The organism is Streptomyces sp. 6N223, from assembly GCF_052246635.1.
Lineage (GTDB): Bacteria > Actinomycetota > Actinomycetes > Streptomycetales > Streptomycetaceae > Streptomyces.
In genome coordinates, this window is the sequence record NZ_JBQQCA010000059.1 from 21,802 (window position 1) to 45,184 (window position 23,383).

20 protein-coding genes are annotated in these 23,383 nt (G+C 72.2%); 8 read left to right on the forward strand and 12 right to left on the reverse strand.

What is annotated here, in order from left to right; translation table 11 throughout:
• Nucleotides 1-115 precede the first annotated feature (115 nt).
• Nucleotides 116-403: an ATP-binding protein gene (locus ACTWQH_RS27395; RefSeq protein WP_443289445.1), complete on the forward strand. Its 288-nt coding sequence runs from the start codon at nucleotides 116-118 to the stop codon at nucleotides 401-403.
• Nucleotides 404-426: 23 nt separating this feature from the next.
• A complete protein-coding gene (locus ACTWQH_RS27400; protein ID WP_443289446.1) occupies nucleotides 427-567 on the forward strand; it encodes a hypothetical protein in 141 nt (46 codons plus the stop codon).
• Between the two features lie 180 nt (nucleotides 568-747).
• Here ACTWQH_RS27400 and ACTWQH_RS27405 read toward each other — a convergent pair whose 3' ends face one another.
• Nucleotides 748-1,200, reverse strand: coding sequence for a very short patch repair endonuclease (locus tag ACTWQH_RS27405; protein WP_443289447.1), 453 nt, complete (start codon nucleotides 1,198-1,200; stop codon nucleotides 748-750).
• Nucleotides 1,201-1,288: 88 nt separating this feature from the next.
• On the opposite strand from ACTWQH_RS27405, the gene ACTWQH_RS27410 reads away from it, so the two are divergent.
• Complete coding sequence (locus tag ACTWQH_RS27410) at nucleotides 1,289-2,545, forward strand: DNA cytosine methyltransferase (RefSeq protein ID WP_443289448.1); 1,257 nt, start codon at nucleotides 1,289-1,291, stop codon at nucleotides 2,543-2,545.
• Nucleotides 2,546-2,574: 29 nt separating this feature from the next.
• Here the strand turns inward: ACTWQH_RS27410 and ACTWQH_RS27415 are convergent, their stop codons facing one another.
• From ACTWQH_RS27415 to ACTWQH_RS27425, 3 genes are all read right to left on the reverse strand, one after another.
• Complete coding sequence (locus ACTWQH_RS27415) at nucleotides 2,575-3,438, reverse strand: NgoMIV family type II restriction endonuclease (protein WP_443289449.1); 864 nt, start codon at nucleotides 3,436-3,438, stop codon at nucleotides 2,575-2,577.
• A 13-nt stretch (nucleotides 3,439-3,451) separates the two neighbouring features.
• Entirely contained in the window at nucleotides 3,452-4,255 is an 804-nt protein-coding gene (locus tag ACTWQH_RS27420) for an HNH endonuclease (protein WP_443289450.1), read from the reverse strand.
• 208 nt (nucleotides 4,256-4,463) lie between these two features.
• Nucleotides 4,464-5,072, reverse strand: a complete 609-nt coding sequence (locus tag ACTWQH_RS27425; protein WP_443289451.1) for a hypothetical protein — start codon at nucleotides 5,070-5,072, stop codon at nucleotides 4,464-4,466.
• A gap of 197 nt (nucleotides 5,073-5,269) precedes the next feature.
• Between ACTWQH_RS27425 and ACTWQH_RS27430 the strand changes: the two genes are divergently transcribed.
• Nucleotides 5,270-6,499, forward strand: coding sequence for a hypothetical protein (locus tag ACTWQH_RS27430; protein ID WP_443289452.1), 1,230 nt, complete (start codon nucleotides 5,270-5,272; stop codon nucleotides 6,497-6,499).
• A 133-nt stretch (nucleotides 6,500-6,632) separates the two neighbouring features.
• Here ACTWQH_RS27430 and ACTWQH_RS27435 read toward each other — a convergent pair whose 3' ends face one another.
• From ACTWQH_RS27435 to ACTWQH_RS27445, 3 genes are all read right to left on the reverse strand, one after another.
• Nucleotides 6,633-7,157 (reverse strand): SRPBCC family protein, encoded by a 525-nt coding sequence (locus ACTWQH_RS27435; protein WP_443289453.1) that lies wholly within the window; start codon nucleotides 7,155-7,157, stop codon nucleotides 6,633-6,635.
• A 32-nt stretch (nucleotides 7,158-7,189) separates the two neighbouring features.
• The gene (locus ACTWQH_RS27440; RefSeq protein WP_443289454.1) at nucleotides 7,190-7,525 is read right to left on the reverse strand and encodes an ArsR/SmtB family transcription factor; all 336 of its coding nucleotides are present in this window, start codon (nucleotides 7,523-7,525) and stop codon (nucleotides 7,190-7,192) included.
• 94 nt (nucleotides 7,526-7,619) lie between these two features.
• Nucleotides 7,620-8,840 (reverse strand): PrsW family intramembrane metalloprotease, encoded by a 1,221-nt coding sequence (locus ACTWQH_RS27445; protein WP_443289455.1) that lies wholly within the window; start codon nucleotides 8,838-8,840, stop codon nucleotides 7,620-7,622.
• 95 nt (nucleotides 8,841-8,935) lie between these two features.
• On the opposite strand from ACTWQH_RS27445, the gene ACTWQH_RS27450 reads away from it, so the two are divergent.
• On the forward strand, nucleotides 8,936-10,291 hold the full coding sequence (locus ACTWQH_RS27450; protein ID WP_443289456.1) for an outer membrane protein assembly factor BamB family protein: 1,356 nt from the start codon (nucleotides 8,936-8,938) through the stop codon (nucleotides 10,289-10,291).
• 118 nt (nucleotides 10,292-10,409) lie between these two features.
• Here ACTWQH_RS27450 and trmB read toward each other — a convergent pair whose 3' ends face one another.
• The 3 genes from trmB to ACTWQH_RS27465 are packed head-to-tail and all read right to left on the reverse strand — an operon-like array spanning nucleotide 10,410 to nucleotide 14,004.
• The gene (gene trmB / locus ACTWQH_RS27455; protein ID WP_443289464.1) at nucleotides 10,410-11,225 is read right to left on the reverse strand and encodes a tRNA (guanosine(46)-N7)-methyltransferase TrmB; all 816 of its coding nucleotides are present in this window, start codon (nucleotides 11,223-11,225) and stop codon (nucleotides 10,410-10,412) included.
• A 14-nt stretch (nucleotides 11,226-11,239) separates the two neighbouring features.
• Nucleotides 11,240-12,472 carry an L-2-hydroxyglutarate oxidase gene (gene lhgO, locus ACTWQH_RS27460; RefSeq protein WP_443289457.1) on the reverse strand — a complete coding sequence of 411 codons (1,233 nt, stop codon included), beginning with the start codon at nucleotides 12,470-12,472 and terminating at the stop codon, nucleotides 11,240-11,242.
• Between the two features lie 50 nt (nucleotides 12,473-12,522).
• Nucleotides 12,523-14,004 (reverse strand): MFS transporter, encoded by a 1,482-nt coding sequence (locus ACTWQH_RS27465; protein ID WP_443289458.1) that lies wholly within the window; start codon nucleotides 14,002-14,004, stop codon nucleotides 12,523-12,525.
• Between the two features lie 759 nt (nucleotides 14,005-14,763).
• Here ACTWQH_RS27465 and ACTWQH_RS27470 point away from each other — a divergent pair.
• Nucleotides 14,764-16,866 (forward strand): asparagine synthase-related protein, encoded by a 2,103-nt coding sequence (locus ACTWQH_RS27470; RefSeq protein WP_443289459.1) that lies wholly within the window; start codon nucleotides 14,764-14,766, stop codon nucleotides 16,864-16,866.
• Nucleotides 16,867-16,950: 84 nt separating this feature from the next.
• On the opposite strand, the gene ACTWQH_RS27475 is transcribed toward ACTWQH_RS27470, so the two are convergent.
• Together ACTWQH_RS27475 and ACTWQH_RS27480 are read right to left on the reverse strand one after the other, a co-directional pair.
• Nucleotides 16,951-18,768, reverse strand: a complete 1,818-nt coding sequence (locus ACTWQH_RS27475) for a sigma-70 family RNA polymerase sigma factor (protein ID WP_443289460.1) — start codon at nucleotides 18,766-18,768, stop codon at nucleotides 16,951-16,953.
• A 109-nt stretch (nucleotides 18,769-18,877) separates the two neighbouring features.
• Entirely contained in the window at nucleotides 18,878-19,711 is an 834-nt protein-coding gene (locus ACTWQH_RS27480; protein ID WP_443289461.1) for a helix-turn-helix domain-containing protein, read from the reverse strand.
• A gap of 228 nt (nucleotides 19,712-19,939) precedes the next feature.
• Between ACTWQH_RS27480 and ACTWQH_RS27485 the strand changes: the two genes are divergently transcribed.
• Both ACTWQH_RS27485 and ACTWQH_RS27490 read left to right on the forward strand, forming a co-directional pair.
• Complete coding sequence (locus tag ACTWQH_RS27485) at nucleotides 19,940-21,292, forward strand: NAD(P)/FAD-dependent oxidoreductase (protein ID WP_443289462.1); 1,353 nt, start codon at nucleotides 19,940-19,942, stop codon at nucleotides 21,290-21,292.
• Between the two features lie 81 nt (nucleotides 21,293-21,373).
• Complete coding sequence (locus ACTWQH_RS27490; protein ID WP_443289463.1) at nucleotides 21,374-23,080, forward strand: ATP-binding SpoIIE family protein phosphatase; 1,707 nt, start codon at nucleotides 21,374-21,376, stop codon at nucleotides 23,078-23,080.
• Nucleotides 23,081-23,383 lie beyond the last annotated feature (303 nt).

Sequence of the window (23,383 nt, forward strand, 5' to 3'; positions counted from 1 at the left end):
ACTCTCCGGCCGACGTAAGACCGAAGTGCACTCGCCGCCAAGTCCGTTGGCGCGCGAGCGAGCCACGGCAACCGGCCACGACCCCCACCAGTACGCAGAGCAGAGGGGCACCCCGATGACGACCGCTCCGCAACGACTTCCTGATGTCCGCACCTACACCTTCACGACCCTCAACGCCCCCGACGCCGCCAAGCTCGCGCGCGATCACGTGGCTTGGCTCCTCCGTCACAACGCCTGCCCGGTCGAGACGGACACGGCCCGACTCCTGGTCTCCGAGGTCGTGACCAACGCCCACCAGCACACCGTCACCCCGGTCATCTGCCTCACCACCACCATCCACCCGGCCGGCGTCCGCGTCGCCGTCTACGACACCCACCCACCCGCCTCCCGACGCTGCCCCTGAATGACCGCCCGCCCACCATCCTCATGAACGAGCACGGACGCGGCCTGCGCCTGCTCCAGACCTGCGCCTCAGCCTGGGGCTACAAGCTCCACGGTGGCCCTAACCCCTTCGGCAAGACCGTCTACTTCGTCCTACTCAGCAACCACCACCAAGGCACGCCGTGACAAGCAAAGGTGGCAACGAGCACGGACGTTACGTCGCTGACACGGGCGCGGGCCCACCCACGAGCGGATCAACGGGGGTGCCTTGCCTCACATTGTCAGCAACTGCCAGTACGGTTGTGACAACTTCTGCCAGAAGCTCACTAGAGTTGATAGGCCGTGATCGATCTCGCCAGAGGGCCATCAGGAGTCGCGAGAGCTTTTGGAAGCATCGAGAACATCGATGATGCGCTTCACGGCCTCCTCCGGAGCCTCGTGCTCCCACACACGGACTACGGCCCAGCCTGCGGCGCTAAGAGCCCCGTCGGCGGCCCGGTCCCGTGCGATGTTGCGTTCGAGCTTCGGTCCCCAGTAGCCGCCGTTGACGCCGGGCTGTCGGCCATGCTCGGGGCAGCAGTGCCAGAAGCAGCCATCCACGAAGACAGCCACTCGTGCGCGCGTGAAAACGATGTCCGGTCGGGGCTTCGCGCCCTCCAGATCCAGACGCACATCGACGCGATACCGCCTCCCAGCCGCGTGAAGCAGGGACCGGATGGCTCGTTCGGGCCTTGTGTCGCGTCGCTTGATGGCGGCCATGTTGCGCGAGCGACCAGGAGTCGGCCGCCTCGACGCTGCGGGGTCGGAGCTCGGGGTCATCGCCTACACCGTAGCCGAGGTGTCAGACTCAGGGTGTTTGATGGGTCAGGACGGTAGACCTGTGCAAGCCGAACCTGGAGGTAAGAGCGTGGCTGATCTGTCGGCCGTGGAGATCTGTGCGGGCGCTGGAGGCCAGTCGCTCGGCCTTGAGCTGGCAGGATTCGACCACGCCATCGCCGTGGAGCTAGACGAGAACGCTGTCAACACCCTTCGTGAGAACCGCGATTGGGATGTGAGACAGGGGGACGTCGCCGACAAAAGCATCTGGAAGCCGAACGAATATCACGGCATCGATCTTTTCGCTGGAGGGGTGCCATGCCCGCCATTCTCGATTGCCGGCAAGCAGATCGGTGCAACCGATGAGCGAGATCTGTTCGCCTGGGCGGTGGAGACCGCAGGGGAAATGAAGCCCCGGGCGTTGCTGCTTGAGAACGTGCGGGGCCTCTCGATGCCTCGCTTTTCCGCCTACCGCCAGTATGTGAAAGATCGCCTCAGGGATTTCGGGTATTGGTCTGACTGGCAGGTCTTGCATGCAAATGACTACGGAGTTCCGCAACTGCGGCCGCGTTTTGTGCTCGTTGCCATGCGCCATGAGGATGCCCAATGGTTTGAGTGGCCTCAAGAAACACCTACAGGGGACACCGTCGGCACCGCACTCCATGAAATGATGGCAGCAGATGGCTGGCTCGGTGCAGATGCCTGGGTCGAGAAGGCGAATGCAATTGCGCCGACAATCGTCGGCGGATCAAAAAAGCACGGTGGAGCCGACCTTGGGCCAACACGCGCCAAAGCAGCATGGCGCAAACTTGGTGTAGATGCTTTGGGTGTTGCCGACGCGCCGCCTAATGCGTCGCATCCTGTAACTTTCCTGCCTAAACTCACTACTGACATGGTAGCGCGCCTTCAAGGCTGGGGTAGAGAGCCTGAGTACGAGTGGGACTTCACGGGACGCAAGACGACTAAGTACCGGCAGATCGGCAACGCATTCCCGCCTCCTGTAGCACGAGCTATTGGCACATCCATCGCTAATGCGCTGAACCGCAAGGGCAAACCGAAGGAGCTAGCTGACGTAGAGAATGAGGTCATGCATGACCGGCTCTACCTGGCCTTGAAGAACGCTCCAATTGCGCTGACGGAAAAGGAACTGGTGAAGCTATCCGGTGAGAAGATGGACTCTCTGGCATTCGAGCGACGCATGGCCATGCTCGCGCGGGACTTCATGATCGATGAGGAAGACCAGCTTGGAGGCCGAGCGTACCGACTCGTGGGCTTCAAGGGCTTCACCGGGCAGGAAGACCACGAGCGGCACGCACGCTTCGCTGAGATGCGGGCTCGGATCAGCTAGCCGTCACGCCGACGGGTGAGACCCCGCCCCTATACGGCTAGATCGAGCGGCAGATCGCTGATGTCCCTGAGGCGCTTACCGGTAACCAATGTGCTAAGCATGCTCATTGCCTCGTCGTTCTCTGTTTTGGCGACTGCCCCGATCAGTTCCGGCAAGGCGAAATGATATACAGTGTCGATGTCGCCGGTGCCGAGTGCCAGGGATGCCAATCTAGAGGGTGAGGGTTCACCGGTGACGACCGCGATGTGTGGAGTGCGTCCTTTCCGGTTTCGGATTACATTAAGAGCTTCCGATCGCGCATTCTGAGCACGGTCGCTACGAAGCGTCCACTTGCATGAAACTATGGCGTGAACGATGGGCTGTTGCTGATTGACCTTCCTGATGACAGCGTACCGACCTGACTCCATGTCCACGAGATCGTGATCGCGATTAATTGTCTCGTCCGGCTCAGGATGCCGGAGGATCAGGATGTCGGGGCTAATCTCGTATGAGTTGCCGAGTACCGAGGCGAGATTTCGATCGTTCTCAATTGCTCTGGCCAGGTCGGCCAGATGAGAATAGGGTTCGTATTTGGAGATTTGATACTCGGCGCGCGATCCGCCGACATTCTCAATAGCCCAGTCGCCTGGACGGAGAGATTGAAGGACAGGGAATGTTCTCTTTAGGAATCTTTCCACGGCCTCCTCGAACTGCTTCCCGGCTCGCTGCCCCGTAAGCTTCTTCGGGGCGATTTGAGCAGAGAGGTCTGTTGCGATACTCAGTGCGATTTCTACGCTACTCTTTTGACCGCCGTCGGCATTCGACGCCACCTTATCAGGCGACAGAGAGAGCGTTTGTCTATCTACAAGGTCCAAGTGGAAGCTATTCCTGGCCGCGGTAAGCGCCGCTGTCACGTGAGAAACGCTCCTAACTGGAGGAAGCTGAACTGTTCTGCAGGTAGGTGATGAGATCCTCTTTCTCGCCGTGAGTGAGGATCCGTGCATGATCGTAGACGCGGTCAAGCTCTGAGCGAGTGCGCTCCCCCCGCTGTAGCCAGTTGAGCAGGGTTCGCTTGTTGCTGCGGGATAGTCGCCTCACCTGGGCTAGTACTTCGTCGTATTGCCGGGGGTCTGGGATCTCGTCTCGCACCGGCTCATTGCACCGAGCGCACTCGGTTCGCCAGTTGTCGATGTCGTCAGTGGCTCCGCGAGCCCTCAGACGCTCTTGTGGTACTCGGTGTCCGATGGTGAGGCGTGCCTTGCTGCTGGGCTCGCCGGGATACGACTCTCCGTTCGCGATGCCGCAGATAGCGCAGCGGCCTCCGTCTCGGTCGATCACCAAACGCCGAACACGAGCGGACGGCGCGAAACGTCTGTGAGCTCGACGGTCCTCATCCAGCCAGTACCGAGCGCCCTTGACTTCCACGCGGTACTCACCCGGCTTGAGCGAGCCATCATCATTGTGAGAGGGAACTACCCATCCCACTGCGCGCAGAGTACGCAGACGGCGGTTGAGGTGCTCGGACTTGCCGACGATGTCCTGCCCCAGCGCCTCGCGCAGCTCGTTCATGGTGAATGTGTCACCGATCTCCTTGTTGAACCACAGCCAGGCTGCCAAGCGCCGCTCTTGGCCGAACGGCTTTGCCCGGGTCCCCGGCACGATCGTGAGCTCCCACCATGGCGTCCCGTCGGGGGCCGTCGGTCCGTCATGTGCGCTGGAGTCCAAGTGCATGTGTAGGAGTATCGCCGGCCCAAATGAGCGAGTGCTAACGGAGTCTGTGCACAGAGCGACTTCTGCCGCGAGAGGTTGAGCACTGTCCCGGGGCTCCCCTAACTCCGTCGCCCGGCTGCAGGCGTGTGCCGGAGCTGATGCGCCAGCCCTCAGCTGAAGGGCCGCGGTTGATGGGGTGCTGGTCTCGTTGAGCCTCGGGGCAGCCACGTTAGCCACCCGACGACGGCCGCGTCCGCGTCCCCGCCCGCGTCAGCAGCGTCAGGTCCGCGCTCGTCGCTATCGCCAGTGTCCGGCCCGACGGCGAGAAGCCGCAGGTGCGCAGGGTGGAGTGGGTGGCGTGGTGGATGTGCCACCAGTGGGTGCCAGTGGGGCCGTGGTAGAGGCCGCCGTCCGTGGAGAGGAGGATGCGGTGGTGGGGCCAGTCGGGGCTGACGACGTCGAGGGTCCAGCCGTCGTCGGTCGTGGTGTGGAGGCCGCCGCCGTGGAGGCCCGCGATGGGGATGCGGGTGCCGGCGAGGGGGCCGATGCCGGGGACGGTGAGGCCGGGGCCCGTGGGCTCCCAGGCGTCGGCGTCCGGGTCGCGGTCGCGGGCGAGCAGGGCGCCGGTGGCGGCGTGGAAGAGGCCGTGCCCGCCCTGGGAGACCACCATCAGCAGGTCGTCGCCGGTCGCCGGGTCCGTGGCGAAGCCGATGCCGAGGAGGCCGCCGATCGGCAGGGCCGGGGCCGGGCGGAAGACCGGGTGCCAGGGCGGCGGGGCGGGACTGACCGGGGCGGCGAGGAAGCGTTCGCGCAGCTGCCGCTGGTGCTCGGTGAACATGGTTTCTCAACGCTCCCACGCGCCATGTCAGGACTGTGAGGGTGACGTTACGTTCCGTGCGGGTGCCGCGCTAGAGGCCGTATCCCCAAGAGGTCCCCAAGACCGACCGCAGCCTACGGCTGGTTGTCAGATAGTGTTCACCTTCTTGGCGCCTTTGGGTCATGTGATGACCGGAACGGTACGGCAGAGTCGGACATATGAAGAGGTCCTGGGCAGCGGGGTTGGCCAGGCTACGGCCCGGCAGCGTGGCGCGCGCGGAGAGCCTGCTCAACGCCTGCGTGTGGGAGTGCGCCGGACACCTGGCGGGGCTCAACAGACCGCCCGGGCCCCGGCGTACCGAGCTGGTGGCCGCGATAGGCGCGCTCGTCGTTGAGCACACCGCCGCCGAGCCCGAGCCGGAGCGGACCTTCGAGGCGCTGCTGGCCGTGGGCCGGGCGGCGCTGGAGGCCGAGCAGAAACGCCTGGCGCGGCACGTCGCCGACACGGCGGTCGCGCTGCGCAGCAGGTCCAAGGGGGCGTGGCGGCTGCGCGGCGAGGTCGGCCAGGCGGACGGCCGGGAGAAGGACGCGCTGGACGCCTACGAGCGGTACGAGGCGCTCGGGGGCCGTGACGGCGAGATCGTCAAGAGGCGGCAGCTGCTGAAGGACAAGGCCGGCGCGCTGGCGACGGCGCGGCACATAGCCCCGGAGGCGCGGCTGGAGGAACGCCCCGCGCCCGAGATACCGGAGGCGCTCGTCGGCGCGGTGGAGCGGCGGCTGGCCGAGCCCGGCCCGGCGGCCGAGGACACCAGGCGCCTGGCCGCGGCGTACACCACCTACACGCGCCTGGCCACGCAGGGCCGGGTCGAGGACCCGCTGCTCGGCGGCAGCGAGCCCATCGGCGTCGGCCTGCTGCGCAACCAGATCAAGGACCGCGGCGTGTGCGTCGTGGCGAACGGCGAGGGCGTGGCGGGGAGTGACCTGGGGGAGGAGATCGATGCGTACGACCTGATCGTGCGGCTGGACTCCTTCACCACGGGGAGCCCGAGGGGAACGGGGAAACGCCTCCACCTGCACGCGGTCTCGCACCGCAGCAACGGCACGGGCTGGCGGCGGAAGGCCGAGATACGCCTGGTCTTCGGCGACAAGCCCGTCCAGTGGCGCGACGCGATACGCCACCGCCTCGTGCCCGGCGCCCAGACCTACGTCGGCGACAAGTCCCTCTCCCGCCCGGTCCGCGATCCCGCGCTGATCGGCGAGCCGGGCTGGGCCGCCGAGGCCAGCACCGGCTTCGTCATCGCCCGGCTGCTGGACTTCCTCGACGTGAGCCCGAGGATCGACCTCATCGGCTTCACGCTGCCGGGGCAGCTCCGGGCCGAGGAACGCCAGTGGGTGCTGGCCCACGCGCGGCGCACCGACGCGGACGGGCTCAGGATCGCGCTTCGATAGACCCCGGGATAGACCCCGGGGGGATAGACCCCGGCCCGGCACGATCGGGGGACCGGGGTCGAACACGCTGGCCCACGCCGGTGTGGCCGGCGCGTTCTTCCCGGTCTGCGGCTCCGGTCCGACGAGCCCGCGCTCATTCGCGGCCCGGAATCGGCGCGCCCGAGGGCATCCCGGCGGCGACGTACCACTCGTAGATCGGCTCCCAGGGCGCGGCGCCCTCGCCGTCCGGGCCGGCGAGCGGCTCGCCCGCCAGGCGCTTGTTCAGCTCGCCCAGGCACACGGTCCAGCCGGCGGCGGTGCGGGCGGCCGTGTCGCGGGCCTCCAGCACGTTGATCATGGTGAGGGTGCAGCCGCCGTCCTCGCGGGGCGTGAGGTCGAAGTGCATCTCGTCACCGCCCCAGCTGAAGGAGAGCCCGCGCGGCGGGTCGTAACGCAGCACGGTGCCGGTGAAGTCCAGGACCGTGTCGTCGAAGAACGTGATGCTGCCGCCCTTCCTCGGCTCGATCTCCACCCGCTGCGGGAACCAGTGCGCGAGCTCGTCCGGCTCGGAGACGGCGGCCCACACGCGCTCGACCGGGTGCGCGTAGGTGCGCTCGAAGCGCAGGGCCGGGCGGCCGTCGAACTCGATGTAGCTTCCCTTGTCCGTCATGTCCGTCATATTTGTCATACTTGTCATATTTGTCATGTCTGTCATGGTTGATCCTCCTCGTGTCTCCCGCTCGTTTGGTCAAGGTGGCGGCCCAGCGCGTCCAGGCGCTCGTTCCACAGCCGCCGGTAGGGCGCGAGCCAGGCGTCGAGCTCGGCCATCGGCGCCGGGTCTATGGCGTAGACGCGGCGCTGCGCGTCCACCCGGGACCGGACGAGCCCGGCCTCCCGCAGGACCTTCAGGTGCTTGGACATGGCCGGCTGCGCGGCGCCGAGCCGCTCGGCCAGTTCGCCGACGGTGCGGTCGCCCTGGCGCAGCAGCTCCAGCACCGCGCGCCGCCTGGGGTCGACCAGTGCCGACCAGATCGCGTCTCTCGCCACATGGTCAATATGTCTCTACCGGAATATGCCCGTCAAGGAATGTAAGAGCAGAGAGGACTAGAAGAGGACGAAGCCGGGAGACGGGCGCCGCGGGTCAGGCGCGCACGTACCGTTCGGCCTCCTCGCGCGCCAAACGCCGCTGCTCCGCCTCCGCCGCCAGCGTCGGCGCCGCCGCCACCTCGCGCAGCTGCCACAGCCGCCCCAGCAACGCCCGCTCACGCGCCACGAAGTCCGGCCCCGCCGTGCCCCGCTCCGCCCGCCGCCGCAGCAGCGCCAGCGAGGTCGCCGTCGCCTGGTAGCCCGCCACCGCCCGCAGGCCCGCCCACCCCTGGTCCTTGCGCGCGATGCGCCGTGCCCCCGCCCGCGCCCGCGGGGAGCCGAGCGCCGACGGCTCGGCGGCGTACAGCCAACCGGCCGCCGCGTACTGCGGCAGCGCCTCCCGCACCGTCCGCAGCTCCCGCCCCCGCGACCACACCGCCACCCACGCCAGCAGCACGAAGACCGGCAGCATCAGCAGCCCGTACACGGCGGCGAAGCCGTGGAGCGACAGCGAGGTGGAGGCGTTCCAGGCCGAGTGCAGGCCCATGGCGGCGGCCAGCCCCAGCGCCGGCAGCGCCACGCGCCACGCCCGCCGCCCCGGCCCCAGCGCCGCCGCCAGCCCGAGGCCCAGGCCGGTCAGCGCCGTGAAGACCGGGTGCGCGAACGGCGCCATCACCACCCGGACGAAGAAGGTGGCCACCGTCGAGCCGACGCCGTCCGAGGCGCGGTCCTGGGTGACGGCACTGCCCAGATAGAGGACGTTTTCGGTGAACGCGAAGCCCGTCGCCGTGACGCCCGCCGCCGCGATGCCCGACAGCACGCCGTGGAAGGAGTGCGGCCGGTGCAGGAAGAGCAGCAGCACCGCCGCCGCCTTCGCCGCCTCCTCCACCACCGGCGCGATGACCGTCAGCTCCAGCGTGTCGAGCGGATCGCTGCTCGCCGGGGCCAGCACCGCGTCATCGCCCGTGAGCAGCCGCACCAGCAGGCCGTTGACGACCAGCGCGGCCAGCGTCGCCGCGCACGCGCCCCACGCGAAGGCGAACGCCAGCTGCCGCCACGACTTGGGCGCCACCCCGTCCAGCCAGCGGAAGGTGCCGACCAGGAACGGCACGGGCAACGCCGCCAGCGCCAGCCCCACCGCGAAGCCGTCCGGCCCTGTCTCGCGCCGCACCAGCGCCAGCACGATCAGCCCGCACACCGCCAGCGGCACGCCGACGGTGACGGGGAGGCCGAGGGCGCGCACCCGGGGCGGGAGTGGGGGGACGTGGAGGCGCACCCCTCGACCTTACGGGGAACCGCTCGGCGGCGGGGGGCGTCGTCCCGTTTGACCGCTGCATGTGACATGGAAACCGGGGGACTTGGGGGACGGTCGTGGCGGACGGGGACGGGGAAGGTCGCATAGGGCTGCTCGCGACCGTGGGCGTGGTGCTGCTGGCGCTGCTCACGGTGGGCGTGGTGGTGTTCAGCCGCGAGGGTGGCAGCCAGGAGGTGCGCGCCACCGAGCTGGCGGCCAGTCAGCGGCCGGGCGAGGGCGAGCCGCCGGAGCTGGCGGAGGTGTGGCAGGCGCCGGACGCGGCGAGCGGCGCCGGCGCGCTGGACGACGCCGTGCTGTGGCCGGGGGACGCCGCGCTCACGCGCGTGACCGGCGGCGGCGTGGAGGCGTTCGACACGCTCGACGGCGCGCGGCTGTGGCGGGCGGAGACGCCGGAGGGCGCGGAGCCGCGGCCGTGCGCGGCCAGCGAGCGGGCCAACGCCGCGGGTGTCGGCGCCGTGCTCTACGAGTCGGCGAGCGGCGGGGGCTGCTCCGTGCTGGGGGTCGTGGACACGCGGGCGGACGGCGCGCTGGCGTGGTCGGTGGACCTGACGGCCGACCTGACGGCCGACCTGACGGCCGACCTGACGGCCGACCTGACGGCCGACCTGACGGCCGACCTGACGGCCCCGCAGGCGGCGGTGACGATCGGGGAGGAGACGGTCACCGTCAGTCTGGGCCGGGAGGGCGGCCTGGCCGGATTCCACCGCTTCGACCTCGACAGCGGCGAGGAGCTGCCGCTGCCCGCGCCGTCCGAGCCGCCGGCGGAGGACGGGTGCGCGTGGCAGACGCTCTCCGTCTGGCACGCCGGCTCCCGCTTCCTCACGCTGAACGCCTGCGGCGCGGCGGGCGCGCTCACCGTGTACGACGCCGACACCGGGCGGCTCGAATGGACGCACGTGGCCGAGGAGGGCGTGGGCTGCACGGGGATGCTGGCCGGGGACCCGGTGCTGCTGTCCGAGGGCGACGAGCTGGTGGCGTACTCCGAGACCGGTGAGGAGCTGTGGCGGCGGCCGGTGGGGGAGGGGCCCGGCGAGCTGGCGCCGCAGGACGCGGTCGTCGTGGACGGCGTGCTGCTGTCGCGGTACGCCGACGCTGACGGGCGGGCCGCCGTCGCCGGATACGGGCTGACGGACGGCGAGCGGCTGTGGAGCCGCCGACTGCCGCCGGATACGCAGTTCTTCGGCGTGGACAGCAACGGGCTCCCGCTGGTGGGCTTCGTGGTGGACGACCGGCTGCGGCTGCTGTGGCTCAACCCGGAGGACGGAAGCCGCCTCCCGGCCGGGTCCGTGCCGCTCGGCCCGTCCCACGACGGCAACCGGGTCCTTGTCGCGGCCGACGAGCACCAGCTGTACGTGATGACGCGGCTGGTGACGGAGGAGCCCCGGCTCCGCCTGCGAGCCTTCGAGCGCTGAAGCGCTGAAGCGATGAAGCGATGACGACCCGGTCGTGTACGCGCTCGCGCGGCCCCGGGAAGCGGGCGCGGACGCGGACCCGGACGCGGGGGAGGGAGGGCCCCGTCCACCTGGTCGCTTACGAGCTGCCCGGCTGATCCCGGTCTACCCGGCGGAACCGCAGGTCCCGCACCACATGCCCCTTGGCCATGCCCTGGCGTTCGAAGCGCGTCAGCGGCCGGTCGGCGGGGCGCGGGGCGTAACCGTGGCCGCCGGGCGCGGCGTTCTCCAGCAGCGGGCTGGCGGTGAGCACCTCAAGCATCTGCTCGGCGTACGGCTCCCAGTCGGTGGCGCAGTGCAGCTCCGCGCCCGGGGCCATGCGGGAGGCGGCCAGCGCGACGAAGTCCGGCTGGATGAGGCGTCGCTTGTGGTGGCGCTTCTTCGGCCAGGGGTCGGGGAAGAAGACGCGGACGCCGGCGAGCGAGTCGGGCGGGATCATCTCGCGCAGCAGCACGAAGGCGTCGCCGCCCGCCACGCGGACGTTGGTCAGGCCCATCTCCTCGATCAGGCGCAGCAGGTTGCCCTGGCCGGGGGTGTGCAGGTCGGTGGCGAGGATGCCGGTGCCGGGGTCGGCGGCGGCCATCCGCGCGGTGGCCTCGCCCATGCCGAAGCCGATCTCCAGCACCACCGGCCGCCCGCCGAACAGCTCCGCCAGGTCCAGCCGCGTCCGGGCGGCGGCGTCGGCGTCGATGTCGACGCCCCACGCCGGCCACAGCCGCTCGCGCGCCCGCCGCTGGCCGGGGGTGGCCCGGCCCCGCCGGGGCTGGAAGCCGCGGACGCGGCCCGCCTCGTCGGTCTCACCCGGTCGGGACATCGCTCTCTCGGTACCGGTCGTCTCGGTCGTCTCGGTCGTCTCGGTCGTGTCTGTCGTCTCGGTCGTCACAGTGCTTCCGATGGTACGGACACGCCCTAGCGGCCCTCGAACGCCGCCAGCGCGGCCAGCGCGCGCCCCGCCACCTCGCGCCCGATGGGCAGGCAGGCGGTCGCGGCGGGGGAGGGGGCGTTGAGCACGTGTACGGCGTGCGGGCCCTCGGCGATGCGGAAGTCGTCGGCCAGCGAGCCGTCCGGCAGCACGGCCTGGGCGCGCACCCCGGCCGGGGCCGGCAGCAGGTCGTCCTCGGTGACCTCCGGCAGCAGGCGGCGCACGGCGGCCGTGAACTCCCGCTTCGACAGCGAACGCCGCATCTCGGCCGCGCCCGCGCGCCAGTGCCGCCGCGCCATCCGCCACAAGCCGGGGTACGCCAGCGTGGCGGCGAGCTCGCCGGGGCGCACGGTCCGCCAGTCGTAGCCCTCGCGCGCCAGGGCGAGGACCGCGTTGGGGCCGATGTGCACCTCGCCGTCGATTCCGGCCGTCAGGTGCACCCCGAGGAAGGGGAACGCCGGGTCCGGCACCGGATACACCAGCCCGCGCACGAGCCCGGCGGCCTCCGGCCGCAGCCGGTAGAACTCCCCCCGGAACGGCACGATCCGCAGCCCCGGCTCGTCCCCCGCCATCAGCGCGACCCGGTCGGCGTACAGCCCGGCGGCGTTGACCATCACGCGCGCCCGCAGCACGTAGCCGCCGCGCGAGCCGGCCGCGCCCACCCTCACCGCCACCCCCGCGCCCGCGCGCTGCTGCACCGCCGTCACCCGCGCGCCGTACCGCACGTCGCCGCACAGCCGCGCCAGCGCGCGCGCCACCGCCCGGTAGTCGACCACCCCCGTGGTCTCCACGCGCAGCGCCGCGACTCCCCGCACGTGCGGCTCGCGCTCCGCGATCTGCGCCGCGCCCAGCTCCCGCACCGGCACGCCGTTGCGCCGGGCGCGCTGCGCCAGCTCGTGCAGCGCGCGCAGCTCGCCGGCGTCGGCCGCGACGATCAGCTTCCCGGGCACGGCGTGCGCGATGCCGTGCTCCGCGCAGAACGCCACCAGCTCCGCCTGCCCGCGCACCGCCAGCCGCGCCTTCAGCGAGCCCGGCCGGTAGTAGACGCCGCTGTGGATGACCCCGCTGTTGCGCCCGGACTGGTGCGTGGCCGGGGCCGGCTCCTTCTCCAGCACCACCACCCGCAGGCCGGGCCGGGCCGCGCGCAGCGCGTGCGCCGTGGCGAGCCCGACCACGCCGCCGCCCACCACGAGCACGTCGCAGTCGTACGTCACCGTCATGCGCCGCTACGCACGTGTGGGCCGGAGGGTTGCCAATGTCATGTGCGCCATCATGCCGGAGCGGCCAGCAGGGTGCGGGCCTGCTCCCGCAGCTCCTGGACCAGCGGCTCGTTCTCGTACGGCTCCAGGCGGTGGAGCAGGTCGCGGACGTAGTCCGTGGTGCGCGCGGAGGATATGCGCCCGGCCACCTCCAGCGCCTTGGCGCCGACCTCGCAGGCCGCGTCGAGGTTCCCCGACTCCAGCTCGGCGACGGCCGCGACCACCAGCCGCAGCCCGTGCGAGCGGACGAACTCCTCCGTCGGCTCGCTCAGCGCCTGCTCGGTGAAGCGCCGCACCTGTCCGGGCACCTTCAGGTCGATGTAGCACTCGGCGGCGTCGGCGGCCAGCCGGTCGTAGGCGTAGAAGTCGAGCCAGCTCGGGTCGCCGTCGCCCACCCGCGAGCGCTCCAGCCAGCTCTCGGCGGCCGACAGGGCGCTCGCGCAGCCCGCCGCGTCCTTCGCCTTGGCCAGCGCGCGCGCCTCCACCAGGTGGAAGAAGCTCATCGTCCGGGCCGTGGCCAGCGAGCGGTTGCGCTCCAGCGCGGCCTGCGCCAGGTCCACCGCCTCCTCGCCGAAGCCCCGGTAGGTGGCCTGGAGCGACATCGACGCCAGCACATACCCGCCCAGCGGCACGTCGGCCGCCGCGCGGGCCAGCCGCAGCGCCTGGATGTAGTACCGCTGGGCGGCCTCCTGCTGGCCGGTGTCGAACGCCATCCAGCCCGCCAGCCGCGTCAGCTCGGCCGTGGCGCGGAAGAGGGAACGCCCCACCTCGTCGCTGTAGCTGCCCTGCAGCAGTGGCGCGGCGTCCGTCCGCAGGCACTCGGGCACCATCGACGAACGCCAGTCCCCGCCGCCGTACTTGGAGTCCCAGCGCCGCGCCTCCTCGGCGGCCTCGCGCAGCTTGTTGACGTCCGAGTGGCCCACGCGGCCCCAGCCGCCGCCGCTGTCGCCGCCCGGCCCGCCCGGCCCGCCCGGCCCGCCCGGCCCGCCCGAGCCGCCCGGCCGTGCCGCGCGCCGGGCCGTGGCCGTGCCGCGCGCGACCGAGGCGTCGGCCGGCGTGATGAGCCAGCGGGATATGGGTGTGGCATAGGCGCTGACGGCGAAGGACCCCGCGAGCATCTGCCATATGCCCTTGCCAGGGGCAACATCGAGGCGGTAGAGCTCCGTCGCGGCATCGACCGCGGCCCGCACGTCGCGCGGGAAAGCGAGGCCCACCTCGGGGGCCGGGTCGCTGTCGGCGAGCCCGATCTCGTGCAGCGGCACCGGGCGGCCCAGCTTGCTGCTGATGGCGGCGGCGATCAGGTGGGGGGCGGAGCCCTGCGGCACCATGCCCTTGGTCACCCAGCGCGCGACCGAGGTCTTGTCATATCTCAATGTCAATCCCCGTTGCGCGCCAAGGTCATTGACGCGGCGGGCGAGTCCGGCGTTACTTATCCCGGCGAGGGCGAGAACCGCCCCCAGCTTTTCGTTCGGCCCGCGTGGCTCCCTGGACATGCGCGCACCCACTCCACACACCAACGGCAGCCCTGCGACCAGCGCAGGGCCTTCCCGTACCTCCGCCAACCCAGCGTAGTTCGGTGCCTCCTGACCGTTAAGGGGGTGGATGCTGGATGGCGGATTCTTGACCGTACGCGCGTGCGAGCGCTTCCCCGTACAGGTTCCCGTGCGCGACTGTGCTCCCGGCATGTGGCCGTGCGCCCGGGTGTGCGCTCTGGGCAGCGCCGGGCGCCGCCGGTTCGATGGAATCGCGTGGGTCGGCCTGCTGTCCTCAGGGGTCAGCGGGCCGGGGGAAGCCGCCGTCTCATTCCCCGCGGACGGCGGCCGGTCCGGGAGACGGCGTGCGTCTCCCGGACCAAAACGCACGCCCCGCACCGCCGAAGGACCGCCTGAGATCTCCGCCTGCCCCGTCGCACCGACCTTCAAGCGACCATCCGCCAGCCAGACTTTGGCCGAAAATAGCCGGTTTCCGTTGATCGTCGGCCGATCGCCCCCGGAACATCGCCGATCGCCGCCGATCGCCGCCGATCGCTGCCGATCGCCAACCGGGCGGCGCCGGTCACACCCGGTCGCCGCCGCGCCGCGCCACAGACCCCACAGACTGACAGAGCGTGCCAGGTAGTTCGCCGCACAAGCGAACTACCTCCACGTCATGCCCCGTTCTCCCCTCTCCCATGGCAGCATGGCCTCAACACCAACGCTGCTGTCAGCGTCCTACAAAGGGGTCATGCGTCCTAGCAAGGGGGAGGCGGTGCGATGCGGTGGTTGGTCGGGTGGTGCGGCGCCTCGGCCAGCGCTGCCCGCGACATCCAGCCCCTGGGCGCGATGCCCCTGTGGGATGGCCCGGACCCGCTCTGGGCGGTCGGTGACTGGCGCCCGGACGAGATCCGCACCATCCACGCCGACGGCGACACCCTGCTCGCCGTCTTCGGATACTGCGGCGCCGACGACGCCCAGCTCCGCCGATCCCTCGTCTCCGCGCGCGCCGGCGCGCTGCGCCAGCTCACCACCTGGCCCGGCAGCTACACCGCCGTCGCACGCTTCGGCCGACGCACGGTCATCCCCACCGACCTCGCCGGCACCCGCCCCGTCTTCCACACCGCCTGGGCCGGCGGCACCGCGTACGCCACCGCCGCCCTCCCCCTCGCCGACCTGACCGAGGCCCAGCTCGACGTCGAGCACCTCGCCGCCCTCCTCGCCTGCCCCGACGCCCCCGAGGCCATCGGCACCGGCACGCCCTACCGCGGCGTTCACCGCGTGCCGCCCGGCCACGCCCTCACCCTCCGCGAGGGCGGCAGCCGCGGCACCGTCGACTACGAGCCCGCCACCCCCACCGTCGTCGCCGCGCCCCCCGTCGAGCGCGACGAGGCCGTCGCCGGCGTGCGCGACGCGCTCGTCGAGGCCGTCCGCACCCGGCTGGCCGCCCCCCGCCACGCCCCCACCCGCGACCCCGGCCCCGTGCCCGGCCTCGGCCCCGCCGACCGCCGCGCCGCCCGCTCCGCCGACCCCGCGCCCGGCGTCGGCGCCGACCTCTCGGGCGGCAGCGCCTCGGCCACCCTCGCCCTGCTGGCCGCCGGGATGCCCGGCATGCCCGGCACGGTCTACGGCACCGGCGCCACCCTCGCCGGGGAACGCCTCCTCGCCGTCACCTTCAACGACCTCACCGCCGCCGGCGCCGGCTCCCCCGCCGCCGTCGCGCGCGCCGCCGAGATGGAGCGCGCCCGCGCCATCGCCGCCAGCCCGCGCCTGCACCACCTCATCGTCGCCGCCGGCGAGGAGGCCCTGCCCTACGCCGACCTCGACAGCGGCCCGCTCACCGACGAGCCGGGCCCCGCCCTGGTCATGGCCGCCCGCCACCGCCGCCGCCTCGCCTCCGGCAGCGCCGACCACCTCATCGGCAACGGCGCCCGCCAGGTGCTGGACGCCCACCCCGCCCGCCTGGCCGACCTGCTGCTCGACCGCCGCCGCCGCCACCTGCTGCGGCCGGTCACCGCGCTCGCCAGGGCCAGCCGCGGCGGCGGCGCCGGCCGCAGACCGGCGTTCGTCGTGCCCTTCACCGTCTACCGCGCCGCCCGCCGCCTCGCCCGCACGCCCTACCCCGAGGGCATCTCCAGCGCCGCCCTGCTGCTGCGCCAGCCCACCGACCTCGACACCGGACACGGCCTCAACGGCTCCGGCGGCGCCCTCGGCGCCTCGCTCGCCGCCCTCGCCTGGTGCCGCCCAGGACCGGCCGCCCGCTGGCTGACCGGCGAGGCCCTGGCCGAGGTGTCGATCCGTCTCGAAGCCGTCGCCGCCCGGCCCCGCGCCACCGCTGTCGGCGGCCGCCCCGGCGAGCAGCGCGCCCGCGCGGCCCTCGCCCGCCACGCCGCCGACCACCGCGTCTTCGAGCAGGCCGTCGAGGTGCGCCACCAGCGCCTGCACGCCCCCTTCTACGACAACCAGGTCGTGCGCGCCTGCCAGGCGCTGCCCGAGAGCCTGCGCGTCCAGCCCGGCGCGCGCGCCGATGTGCTCGGCGCAGTCCTGAAGGGCGCCGGCGTCCACGAGCTGCCCCCCGGCTGGGGCGCCACCAGCCACCCCTCGCACACCGACGCCGTCCGCCTGGGCCTGCGCGCCAACATCGGCGAGCTCATCGACCTCTTCGAGGCCCCACTGCTGGCCGACGCCGGGCTGATCGAGGCCCGCACCGTCCGCAAGGCGCTGCGCTCGGCCGCCGAGGGCGAGCCGCTGCCGCTCGACGGCCTGGCCGAGCTGGTCTCCACCGAGATCTGGCTGCGCCGCCTGCTGACCCGCCGCGGCTCCTGCTGGACCGCCGAGGGCCACCACGACCCGCGCGCCGTCACCAGCGGCGTCAGCCCGTAAGGGCTCCTCCCGCCCGCGCGCCCCGCGCCGGACCCCGTACGCCGCCCACACCCCGGTAACGCCACCGAGGGCTGAGCGCCGCCGTCAGCCGCACTCGATCTCCGACTCCGCCCAGTCCGCCAGCGCCATCCCGCTCAGGAACGTGTCCTCGTCCGGCTCGACCTGAAGCCGCAGCGACTCGACGCCGTCCAGCGGCACGCTCACCGGCACCGCCGCCGCCTCGCCCGCGACCACGCCCGAACGCCACAGCTCCTCCCCGTCCCCGTACACGCTGAACACCACCGCGCCCCACCCCTTCGTCGCGTCGTCGACCCCGGCCATCGCCCGGTAGACCCGGCACTCCCGGTTCAGCTCGATCGTCACCGACGACCGGGCCCGCACGCTCACCCCGTGCTCGTACTCCTGGCCGCCGATCGCCACGCCGCCCCGCCGCTGCCACACCGTGCTGCTCTCGAACAGCGCGATCGCCGGCTCGGTGCCGTCGCTCAGCACGTCGTACTCCAGGTTCCGCACCTCGTACGCCTCCGGCCCGGGCGGCGGCGTCGGCGTCGGCGTCGGGCTCGGTGTGGGCTCCGGCTCCGGCACCGGCGAGGGCTCCCGGCTCGGCGGGGGCTCCGGCTCCGGCGTCCGCGTCGGGCTCGGCTCCGGCTCCGGCTCCGGTTCCGGCTCGGGCATCGGCCTCGGCTCCGGCTCCGGCTCCGGCGTGGGAGACGGCTCCGGCTCGGGCTGCGGGCTCGGCTCCTCCACCACCCGCCGCGGCGGCTCCGCCACCGGCCGCTCCTCCCGCGCCCCCTCGCCGCCGGTCAACGCCAGCGCCAGCGCCGCCGCCAGCGCCGACCCCACCACCCCGGCCGCGATCCCCGCCTTCGCCGCCCCCCCGACCCCCTCGCCGGCGGCACCGCCCGCCGCACCACCGGCCGCGCCCTGCGCCGCGCCACCCCCGCCCATGGCCGCCGCACCCCCCGTGCCCGCCGCCCCCGCACCCGCCGCGCCCGCCGCGCCCGCGAAGAACGCCGTCCCCCTCAGCGAGGACTCCGCCGCGAACCACCCCACCACCGCCAGCGGCAGCAGCGACCGCAGATGCTGATTGACGTCCCGCACCTCCGACGCCGCCGTCGCACACCGCGCGCACACCTCCAGGTGCTTGAGCAGCCCCCGCTCCGCCCGCGAGCGCAGCCGCCCCCGCGCGAACGCCCCCAGCCGCCCGGCGTACCGCGCGCAGTCCCCGTCCTCCGTCAGCACCTGGCTGACGTGCGCCTTCAGGTACTCCTCCTTCAGCTCCTCCCGCGCCCGCCACGCCAGCTGCGCCGTGGCGTTCGGCGTCAGCCCCAGCAGCGGCGCCACCTCGCTCGGCGACGCCTCCTCCACCACCGTGTGCCACAGCACCGCCTGATGCCGCTCCGACAGGCTGCGGAACGCCCGCACCGCCATGCTCGTCTCGGCCTCGCGCATCGCGCGCACGTCCGCGCCCAGGTCGAGCGTGTCCGCGTCGCGCGCGCCGGAGGCCGCCGCCGCCGAGACCGCGAACGCCGCGAAGTCCTCCACCAGTTGCTCGCGCCTGGCCGTCCTGGCCCACTCCGCCGCCACCCGCCGCACCGAGGTCAGCAGGTACGCCCGCACCGCCGATCGCGGCCCCGCCCCGCCGCGCACCGCCTGCAACGTGGCGGCGAACACCTCGTTCGTCAGGTCGTCCGCCGTGTCCGCGTCCCGGCAGCACGCCCGCGCGTACCGGCGGACGGCGTCGGCGTGACGCCGGTACAGCTCCTCGTACGCCCCCGGATCGCCGGCGCGCATCCTGTCCACCAGCGTCAGATCGGCCGCGCCCGCCTCGCGCCGCTGCGGCGGCACCTTCGAGGAGTTCTCCCCGTCTCCCGGACCGGCGACCGGACCATCAACGCCCATGGCGGGAAGCCCCCGTATGTGCCCAACTGTCAGCGACAGCAGTCAGAGTGCCACACCAATGGAGCACACCCGCCCGCCTCAGCCGAGATCCACCCGTTCGTGGCCGTGGTCAGGCGCCGGCCCGGTGACCGTCGGCGTCCGGCCGCCGCAGCCCCTGGAGCAGGATCTCCAGCAGCCGCCGCCCCGCCGCCGTACGCCGCGCCGGATCCTCGAAGCGCGGAGGCGTCGTCGCGATCACCAGCATCAGGTCCGCCACCGTCACATCCGCCCGCAACTCCCCGGCGGCCCGCGTCCGTTCCACCAGCTGCCCCACCGCCGACAGCAGCTCCCGCGTCTCCTCCCGGCGTATCTCCCGCTGCTGGGGCACCCGTTCCCCCCGTTCCCCCCGTTGTCCGCGCTCCCCCTTCCCCTCCTCCGGCGCCTCGCCGTTGGCCGAGGCAGCGGGCGCACCCGCCGCGGTCGTCGTCGCCGCCAGCAGCTCCGGCGGCAGCAACCGCCCCGTCCCCGCCGCCGCCGACCGCTGCACGAACCCCTCCAACGCCCCCCACGGCTCGCCGTCCAGCGCCAGCGCCTCCCGCGCGCTCGCCGTCAGCCGCTGCGTCTCCTCCTCCGCGATGTGCCGCACCAGCGCCTCCTTGTTGGGAAAACGCCGGTACACCGTCCCCACCCCGACCCGGGCCCGCCGCGCCACCTCCTCCATCGGCGCGCCGTACCCCTGCTCGCCGAAGACGTCCCGCGCCGCGCTCAGCACCAGCCGCAGGTTCCGCTGCGCATCCACCCGCAGCGGACCCGACCTCCCCGCCACCGTCTTCGCCGCCACGCGCCCGTCCGCGCGTATATCCGCAAGCCCGTCGCCGCGTTCCTCGGCACGCCCCTCCGTGGCACGACCCTGCTCCGCCGAAGGCGCCCCGTCCCGGCTGCCCTCGGTCCCCTCTATCCGCATATCCATTCCCCCGGTGGTGCGGACGCCCCCCTTAAAAGACGCCCCGCCCCGTCAGTCGCGTCAGTTCGATCAGTTCGGTTCATATCCCGTTGGGAGTACGAACATAGTTCAGAGCGCCACGTCAGAGAAGCACTGCGCACACGCCCGAGCCACCCTGCGGACCCCGAACGGAGCAGCATCATGTCCAAGCTGTGGACAAAGTGCCGAGCCCGGGTGCCTCATGGACGGGTGAAACGACCCACCCGCATCCTCGTGGTCGGCGGCGGGTACGTCGGCCTGTACGCAGCGCACCGCCTGCAACACACTCTGCGGCGCGAGCTCCGGCGCGGCGACGCCGAGATCACCGTGGTCAGCCCCGCGCCGTACATGACCTACCAGCCCTTCCTCCCCGAGGCCGCCGCCGGCAACATCTCCCCCCGCCACGTCGTCGTCCCCCTCCGCCGCGTCCTCGACCGCTGCCGCTTCATCGCCGGCGAGGCCACCGGAGCCGACCCCGAACGCCGAACCGTCACCGTCCGCACCCTCGCCAGCCGGGAAGAGGAGGACGCCGAGCCCCTGCGACTCGACTACGACCACCTCGTCCTCGCCCCCGGCTCCATCTCCCGCACCCTCCCCGTCCCCGGCCTCGCCGAGCACGGCATCGGCTTCAAGACCATCGAGGAGGCCATCGGCCTGCGCAACCACGTCCTCGAACAGCTTGACATCGCCTCCTCCACCCGCGACAGCGCCGTCCGCGACGCCGCCCTCACCTTCGTCTTCGTCGGCGGCGGCTACGCCGGCGTCGAGGCGCTCGCGGAGCTGGAGGACATGGGACGTTTCGCGTGCCGTTACTACCACAACATCCGCCCCGCCGAGCTGAAGTGGATCCTGGTCGAGGCAACCGACCGGATCCTTCCCGAGGTGGGTGAGCAGATGGGCCAGTACGCCCTGCGCGAGCTGCGCGCACGCGGCATCGACGTACGCCTGAACACCCGGCTCGAATCCTGCGAGGGCCGCACCGCCGTCCTCAGCGACGGCTCCCGCCACCCCACCCGCACCCTCGTGTGGACCACCGGCGTCAAGGCCAACCCCGTCCTGCGCGACTTCGGCCTCCCCCTCGACGACGCCGGCCGCCTCCGCTGCACCACCGCCCTGCGCGTCGAGGGCAACGACCACGTCTGGTCCGCCGGCGACGCCGCCGCCGTCCCCGACCTCACCGCCGAGCGGCCCGGCACCCTCTGCGCCCCCAACGCCCAGCACGCCCTCCGTCAGGGCCGCCACATCGCCGACAACATAGCCGCCACCCTGCACGGCAAGCCCGTTGCCGACTACCGCCACCGCCACGCCGGCTCGGTCGCCTCCCTCGGCCTCCACAAGGGCGTGGCCCGCGTGTACGGCAGACGGCTCAAAGGCATCCCCGCCTGGTTCCTCCACCGCACCTACCACCTCAGCCGCCTGCCCACCTTCAACAGGAAGGCGCGCGTCGCAGCCGAATGGACCCTTGCGGGATTGTTCAAACGTGAGATCGTCTCACTCGGCTCGCTTGAGCATCCGCGCGCGGAGTTCGAGGTCGCCGCGGGTGCGGAGCGCCGCCGCCCATGACCCATGTGACGATGGGTGGGCCGCGACTCGACGAAGAGTTGTAACAGACCAGCAGACCAGGACGAACCAGATCGGAACGCTGTGAATTTGACGCGCTGGAGCATCCGGCTGCCCGGCACGCAGCGGCGCAACGCCGCCGGCGCGAGGGAGCCCGGCGGCGTACCCGCGGCCCGCACGGAGCAGAGGGAGCCGAGGGAGCCGACGGACCAGAAGGACACGGCCCCCGCGAGCACCGCCACCGCCACCGCCACCGCCGCCGGCAGAGGCGTCGACGCACTCGCCGTCCACGAGCTCCTCGGCCAGGTTCCAGCTCCCGTCGCCGTCGTCCACGGCCCCGACCACCTCGTGGCGTACGTCAACGCCGCCTACGCCGCCGTGTTCGGCTCCCGCGACGCCGGCGCCCCCGCCCGCGAGGCCCTGACCGAACTGGTCGACCTCGGCCTGCTGCCCCTGATGGACCAGGTCCGCCGCTCCGGCACCCCGCGCACCCTGAAGTCCCGCCGCGTCCCCGGCCCCAACCCCCACCGCGAGACCTTCCTCACCTTCACCTGCACCCCCATCCTCCTCACCGCCCCCGGCCACGGCCCCTCCCGGGGCGTGCTCGTCTTCGCCTCCGACGTCACCGACCAGGTCGTCTCCGCCGAACGCCTCCGCGAATCCGAACGCCACCAGCGCGAGGCCGCCGTCACCCTCCAGCGCAGCCTGCTGCCCCAGGAGCTGGAGCAGCCCGACGACCTGCGCGTCGCCGCCACCTACCAGCCCGGCGGCATCGACGCGGCCGTCGGCGGCGACTGGTACGACGTCATCACACTCGGCGCCGGCCGCACCGCCGTCGTCATCGGCGACGTCATGGGCCGAGGCGTGCGCGCCGCCGCGGTCATGGGCCAGCTCCGCACCGCCGTCCGCGCCTACGCCCGCCTCGACCTGCCTCCGCACGAGGTCCTGCAACTCCTCGACGGCCTCGCCGCCGACATCGACGCCAGCCAGATCGCCACCTGCGTCTACGCCGTCTACGACCCCAACGAGGGCACCCTCACCTACGCCTCCGCCGGCCACCTGCCCATCTTCATCCGCGAGGCCGACAGCACCGTCCACCGCGTCAGCGAGCCGACGGGCCCGCCCCTCGGCACCGGCGGCTGGCTCCACGCCTCCGGCACCGTCCCCTTCGGCCCCGGGGCCAGCGCCGTCCTGTGCACCGACGGCCTGGTCGAACGCCGCGACGCCGACATCGACGACGGCCTCGACGCCCTCGAACGCGCCCTGGCCGCCGGCGTCGGCGACACCCCGCAGATCGTCTGCGACCGCCTGCTGCGCACCCTCGGCGTCACCGCCGAACACGACGACGACGTCGCCATCCTCGTCCTGGCCTGCCCCGAACGCCACGGCGAGGACGCCGACCTCTTCCGCGGCGCCGCCCTCGACCTCCTCGGCGGCATCGAGGCCGCGCCCCGCGCCCGCGCCTTCGCCGACGGCGTCCTCGCCAGCTGGCGCTTCCCCGAGGAACTCCGCGAACTCGGCGTCCTGGCCGCCAGCGAACTCGTCGCCAACTCCCTCAAGCACGGACGCGCCCCCATGGGCCTGCGCCTGCGCCGCACCGACCGCCGCCTGATCGTCGAGGTCACGGACGGCGACGAGCACCTCCCGCGCCGCCAGCGCGCGGCCCCGGCCGACGAGGCGGGGCGCGGCATCGCGGTGGTCGCCACCATCGCGGCCGAGTGGGGTGCCCGCCGCCTCCCCGAGGGCGGCAAGGCCGTGTGGGCGGAGTTCGCCCTTCCGGCGGCGAGTTGACTCCCGTCACCGCTGCGGCGTAACGTGGCCAAGCGCTCGTAATGAGCGCGTCATCTACCACTGAGCGAAGGCCCGCGAGGGCCTGTTTCCGCCTGTCCAGATCCGATTGAGCAGACCCGGATTTTGAATTCGGCGGGGAACGCTCTAAGGTGGTGGACACCGAGAACGAGGCAACACCCGGTGGGTGTCCGTTCCTTGAGAACTCAACAGCGTGTCATGCTTGTCAATGCCAGATTTTTTCGAGATTCATTGCGAGGATTGTCTCGCGTGGATGGTCTCTGTTTTGAGTATGCATTCACGGAG